A 6,327-nucleotide genomic window follows, 5' to 3' on the forward strand; every position below is an offset into this window, starting at 1 on the left:
GCCGACCATGAATAGCCAATACCGCAAAAAATTACCGGGTACCCAGCTTGATTACTTCGACACCGAAGCGGCTGTGAATGCCATTGAGCCGGGCGCCTATGCCAAACTGCCTTACACCTCTCGGGTACATGCCGAGAACTTAGTACGTCGCTGCGATCCAGCGCTGCTAACCGAAGCCTTAAAGCAATTTATTTACCGTAAACGCGATCTCGACTTTCCTTGGTTTCCGGCACGCGTCGTGTGCCATGACATCTTAGGTCAAACCGCTTTAGTCGACTTAGCCGGCTTGCGGGATGCCATCGCTGAAAAGGGCGGTGATCCGGCCAAAGTTAACCCAGTGGTACCCACGCAATTGATTGTTGACCACTCGTTAGCGGTAGAATATGCCGGTTTTGAAGCGGATGCGTTTGAAAAAAACCGCGCCATTGAAGATCGCCGTAACGACGATCGCTTTCACTTTATTAATTGGACCAAAAAAGCCTTTAAAAACGTGGATGTGATCCCGCCAGGTAACGGCATTATGCACCAGATAAACTTAGAGCGGATGTCGCCTGTTATCCATGCTAAAGATGGTGTGGCTTTTCCGGATACGTTGGTAGGTACCGACAGCCACACACCTCATGTGGATGCGTTAGGGGTGATTGCTATTGGTGTGGGTGGCCTAGAAGCGGAAAGCGTAATGTTAGGCCGTGCTAGCTGGATGCGTTTACCCGATATTATTGGGGTAGAGCTAACCGGTAAAGCGCAGCCAGGCATTATGGCAACCGACATTGTACTGGCACTGACCGAGTTTTTACGTAAAGAAAAAGTGGTATCAAGCTACTTAGAGTTTTACGGCGAAGGCGCTGACAGCTTAAGCTTAGGTGATCGGGCAACTATTTCTAATATGACGCCAGAATATGGCGCAACGGCGGCCATGTTTGCCATTGATCAGCAAACCCTAGACTATTTAACGCTTACCGGCCGTGAGCCAGAGCAAGTTAAATTGGTTGAAACCTATGCCAAAACCGCCGGGTTATGGGCGGAAATCCTAAAAACCGCGGAATATGAGCGGGTATTAAAATTTGATTTATCTAGCGTAGGCCGCACCATGGCCGGGCCATCTAACCCGCATGCGCGCTTAGCCACCAGCGATTTAGCGGCGCGCGGCATTGCCGCAAGCTATGTGCAAGAAGAAGGCAAAATGCCCGATGGCGCAGTGATTATTGCGGCTATTACCAGCTGTACCAACACCTCAAACCCACGCAACGTTATTGCTGCTGGTTTGTTAGCGCGTAATGCCAATAAATTGGGTTTAACACGCAAGCCTTGGGTTAAAACCTCACTGGCGCCTGGCTCTAAAGCGGTAAAACTGTATTTAGAAGAGGGGGGCTTACTGCCCGAGCTTGAGCAACTGGGTTTTGGCATTGTGGCATTTGCCTGTACCACGTGTAATGGTATGAGCGGTGCTCTTGATCCGGTTATTCAGCAAGAAGTGATTGAGCGAGATCTGTACGCTACGGCCGTATTGTCGGGTAACCGTAACTTTGATGGCCGTATTCATCCGTATGCCAAACAAGCCTTTTTAGCCTCGCCAGCCTTAGTCGTGGCCTATGCGATTGCTGGGTCTATCCGTTTTGATATCGAAAAAGATGTGTTGGGCTACCATGATGGCAAAGCCATTACCTTAAAAGATATTTGGCCAAGCGATGAAGAAATTGATGCGGTAGTAAAAGCCAGCGTAAAACCTGAGCAATTTCGCAAAGTGTACGAGCCCATGTTTGAAGTAAGCGTGGATTACGGTGAGCAAATTAGCCCACTGTATGACTGGCGGCCACAAAGTACTTATATTCGCCGCCCACCTTATTGGGAAGGCGCCTTAGCCGGTGAGCGTAGCCTAACCGGCATGCGGCCGTTAGCCGTGCTGGGTGATAATATTACGACTGATCACCTATCGCCGTCTAATGCCATTATGCTGGACAGCGCCGCAGGTGAATACCTGCATAAAATGGGCTTACCGGAAGAAGACTTTAACTCTTATGCCACGCACCGCGGCGATCACTTAACCGCACAACGTGCCACCTTTGCTAATCCGAAGCTGATTAATGAAATGGCGGTAGTCGATGGCAAAGTAAAACAAGGCTCGTTAACCCGCTTAGAGCCAGAAGGTAAAGTAACCCGCATGTGGGAAGCGATTGAAACCTATATGCAGCGTAAACAACCGCTGATTATTGTGGCGGGCGCCGATTACGGCCAAGGTTCGTCACGCGATTGGGCGGCCAAAGGTGTGCGTTTAGCCGGGGTAGAAGCGATTGCGGCTGAAGGCTTTGAGCGTATTCACCGTACTAACTTAATTGGTATGGGGGTGTTACCGCTAGAGTTTGCTGCGGGCACCACCCGTAAAACGCTGCAGTTAGATGGCACCGAAACCTATGATGTGGTGGGGGCGCGTACGCCACGTGCAACCTTAACTTTAGTGATCCACCGCGCCAATGGTGAAACGGTTAACGTGCCGGTAACCTGCCGTTTAGATACGGCTGAAGAAGTGTCTATTTATGAAGCAGGCGGTGTATTACAGCGCTTTGCGCAGGATTTCCTGCAAGGAGCGGTGTAATGGCTGCACCACAGATTAAGATCCCGGCGACTTACATGAGAGGAGGCACGTCGAAAGGCGTGTTCTTTAAACTGGACGACTTACCCGCTGCTGCGCAAGTGCCGGGTAAAGCGCGGGATAACTTGCTGCTTAGAGTGATTGGCAGCCCGGATCCGTACGGTAAGCATACCGATGGTATGGGTGGCGCGACGTCAAGCACCAGTAAAACGGTGATTTTAAGTAAAAGCAGTAAAACTGATCACGATGTGGATTACTTGTTTGGCCAAGTTGCCATTGATAAGCCCTTTATTGATTGGAGTGGTAACTGCGGTAACCTCACTGCGGCGGTCGGCTCTTTTGCGATTAGCAATGGCTTAGTGGATGCACAGCGCATTCCGGCCAATGGCATTTGTACCGTGCGTATTTGGCAAGCCAATATCAAAAAAACCATTATTGCCCATGTGCCGATAACAGGCGGTGAAGTGCAAGAAACCGGCGATTTTGAGTTAGACGGCGTAACTTTTCCAGCGGCTGAAGTGCAAATTGAGTTTCTGGACCCCGCTGCTGATGCAGGCGAAGGCGGCGGTGCCATGTTTCCAACCGGTAATCTGGTAGACGAGTTAGCGGTGCCGGGTGTTGGCCAATTTAAAGCCACGTTAATTAACGCTGGTATTCCAACCATCTTTGTTAATGCTGCCGATATTGGTTACAAAGGTACTGAGCTGCAAGACGCGATTAACGGTGATCCTGCTGCGCTGGCGCGCTTTGAAACCATTCGTGCCTATGGCGCGATAAAAATGGGCTTAATTAGCGATGTGAGTGAAGCCGCCGCCAGAGCACATACGCCCAAAGTGGCGTTTGTGGCACCACCGCAGAGCTATGTTTCTTCCAGTGGTAAGCAGGTAGACAGCAGTGATATTGATTTACTGGTGCGGGCGCTGTCGATGGGCAAGTTACACCATGCCATGATGGGCACCGCTGCCGTTGCCATTGGCACAGCAGCGGCTATACCAGGGACCTTAGTAAACTTAGCTGCCGGTGGCGGTGATCGAGATGCAGTGCGTTTTGGCCACCCGTCAGGTACGCTGCGCGTAGGGGCTGCCGCAGAGCAAGTAGAAGGCGAGTGGACAGTAACCAAAGCCATTATGAGCCGCAGTGCGCGCGTTTTAATGGAAGGTTGGGTAAGAGTGCCAGGCGATTGCTTTTAGTAGAGGCAATGAATACAAACCAAACAGGGCGCTTTAGGCGCTCTGTTTTTTTCGTCAGGCTGGCGTGAAGCACACTGACAAAAACGAGTTCGACATTGTAGCGGTTAAAAAAACTGTGCTCGCATCATTCGCCTGCTAGCGCTAATACTAACTGCAGATTATGACCGCCGCTGTAAATAACATGATTCCTCTAATTTATTTTTACAGGTAAAACCGCTAGATCAAGAATAAGCGCTAAGCAGAACCTCAAACCATACAGCATAGAGGGCTTACACAACCGACATAAAATAGATTGATATAACAGAGTTTATTCAGATAATTGCAATCACACGGTTTATTTAAAGCAGCTGAGATAACGGGCTCTGCACAGCATTTCCCCCTTGTTTTAAGACATGGGTATAAATTTGCGTTGTTTTTACATCGGTATGGCCCAGTTGCTCCTGCACAGTACGTATATCCATACCGGCTTGCAAAAGATGGGTTGCAAAGGAATGTCGCAATGTATGACAGCTAACATGCTTGTTGATAGCCGCTTTACGAGCTGCAATTTTCACCGCTTTTTGCAAACCCGACTCATCTATATGATGACGACGCAGTAATTTAGAATCAGGATCAATGCTGAGTTTGCCGGATGGAAATAAATACTGCCAGCCAAGCTCTTTTGGTGCATTTGGGTACTTTCGTGCCAATGCAAATGGTAACCAAACACCCGCATAATCTGCAGTTGCCAGATCGTGATGATAGTAAGCTTCAACTATAGCAATTTGGCGTTTTAATGCCGGCACCAGTTCTGGAGCTAGCGTAACGCGCCGATGTTTACCGCCTTTACCGTGCCACACCATAATCGACAGATAGTCAAAATCAATCGCGGCAACCCGTAAACGTACCGCCTCCATTAAACGTAAGCCGCTGCCATATAACAATTGAGCTAGTAAGAGATAGCTCGGATCAATTTCTTTTAATAAGCGTTTAATTTCGTCTTTTGTTAACACAACAGGAAGCTTTCTAGGCTTACTTGATTGATTAAAGTTGAGATTAAGTGCAAGCGGTCGCTGAAAAATCTCTTTATACAAAAAGCTGAGGGCGTTCAACGCAAGTGCTTGTGTTTGAACTGCAACATGCCGTTCCAAGGCAAGGTAAGTTAAAAATTGTTCAACCTGCGCCTCACTTAAGTCTTTAGGGTGCTGTTTTTTATGAAATAAAATATAAAAGCGGATCCAGTATACATAGGTCTCCACTGTGCGCTTGGCATAGCGGCGTTTGTACATTTCCTCTGCCACAAAGTCTAAAAAAGGCGATTGCATAGTCATCTTACACCTCCGGCTTAATACTGTTTAAGTATACAGCTATTTTTGAAATGTCAAGTCGCTCTTGTTAGACGGATAGTTCCGTATTTGTTACATGCTGCTATAAATTTAATGTTGCAAACTATTGTATGAAGTGGGTTTTGTAGTTAATGTGTAAATCATTAAATTTACAATTACGGAGAAGTCCGTGTTTAAATACGGAAATTTCTGTCGAATAAGCGTTATACGCCATAGATGCTGAGCTTACTTGATTTTGCAATAGTATTTTTTCCAAATTTTATTTTGGTGATACTTTACCTTTTTGTGGACAAATTTACGAAGCAACCAAAACTGTTTTTGTTCTCTTGGTTTTCCATGCTGGTTTTAATGTTTGGCATTGGTTGGTTTTCATGGGAATCTCAACATGAAATTTCACGGGTAGGGAATGGACTTATTTTAAGTTCAAGTACCTGGATTAGTGGACTGTTAATGACTTTTTTCATAAGTGATAGAAAATTTGGAGTCTGGATGATTCTTGTTTCCTTTTCACTTGGATTCTTGTCAGTAGCGCTGTGTTTTTTCCTCTTGATAGCAACAGGACAAATATGGGGTTTGTAAAAAATGGCGTATAACAAACGATTACAGATGGACACCGAGCACTCCATGTTTTTGTGTTGCTCGCTGCGCTCAGACATTAACACAAAACCGCTCCGCACTCAGTGCCACTGAATCGAGTGTTATGCCACATTAATCCTGAGGTATCTCTGAATGGTCGCGGAAATTTTGTTCATTAATATACCAACGCTCTTGGTATCCGCTTATGTAATATATATTTTGATTCTTCAGAAGAGTCCTTACCTTAAGATCGTTACTATTGGTTTGTTAATAATGACGATTTCAGGTTTAGCTGGTGTGCCGTTTGTTGAATGGTTGCTCGAAAATCATTGGGAGTGGTTAAAGAACAGTTCCTCTAATATGGCACTATCAACAGTTCCTCTGGGAATTGTAAGTGCGGTTGGATTTTACATATGCCTAAGTCCGCTGTTAAAGAGGGCAAAGGATGCATAACAAGGCGCTGTTGTCGCCACTGTCGTGGCTGGGACGGCTTACGCTGCGCTCCTGCCGCCCCAAAGCTTTGCGTTAGCCACACAAGGATAGTTATGAAAACAATATTAAGTTTATTAATTCTTATTTTTTCTACACAAGTCGTCAGCGACGACAATTTTCATTGGCTTACAGAATCAGGTGAAATAGCTCCTGA

Annotated in this window: 3 protein-coding genes; 2 read left to right on the forward strand and 1 reads right to left on the reverse strand. The window is 46.7% G+C overall.

The annotated features are described in order from the left end of the window. Positions 1-7: 7 nt before the first annotated feature. The gene (acnD, locus tag LMJ53_RS15145) at positions 8-2,593 is read left to right on the forward strand and encodes a Fe/S-dependent 2-methylisocitrate dehydratase AcnD (RefSeq protein WP_229588032.1); all 2,586 of its coding nucleotides are present in this window, start codon (positions 8-10) and stop codon (positions 2,591-2,593) included. Further along, positions 2,593-3,780, forward strand: a complete 1,188-nt coding sequence (gene prpF / locus LMJ53_RS15150) for a 2-methylaconitate cis-trans isomerase PrpF (protein ID WP_229588034.1) — start codon at positions 2,593-2,595, stop codon at positions 3,778-3,780. Before acnD ends, prpF begins: the two co-directional genes overlap by 1 nt. A gap of 338 nt (positions 3,781-4,118) precedes the next feature. Here prpF and LMJ53_RS15155 read toward each other — a convergent pair whose 3' ends face one another. Next, positions 4,119-5,090 carry an integron integrase gene (locus LMJ53_RS15155; RefSeq protein ID WP_324295617.1) on the reverse strand — a complete coding sequence of 324 codons (972 nt, stop codon included), beginning with the start codon at positions 5,088-5,090 and terminating at the stop codon, positions 4,119-4,121. Between the last annotated feature and the right edge of the window lie 1,237 nt (positions 5,091-6,327).

The sequence above is a fragment of the Rheinheimera sp. UJ51 genome (assembly GCF_020819615.1).
Classification (GTDB): domain Bacteria; phylum Pseudomonadota; class Gammaproteobacteria; order Enterobacterales; family Alteromonadaceae; genus Alishewanella; species Alishewanella maricola.

Excerpts from the sequence above, each read along its gene's own strand:
- acnD (WP_229588032.1), top strand. The coding sequence starts at position 8 with ATGAATAGCCAATACCGCAAAAAATTACCGGGTACCCAGCTTGATTAC.
- prpF (WP_229588034.1), top strand. The coding sequence starts at position 2,593 with ATGGCTGCACCACAGATTAAGATCCCGGCGACTTACATGAGAGGAGGC.
- LMJ53_RS15155 (WP_324295617.1), bottom strand. The coding sequence starts at position 5,090 with ATGACTATGCAATCGCCTTTTTTAGACTTTGTGGCAGAGGAAATGTAC.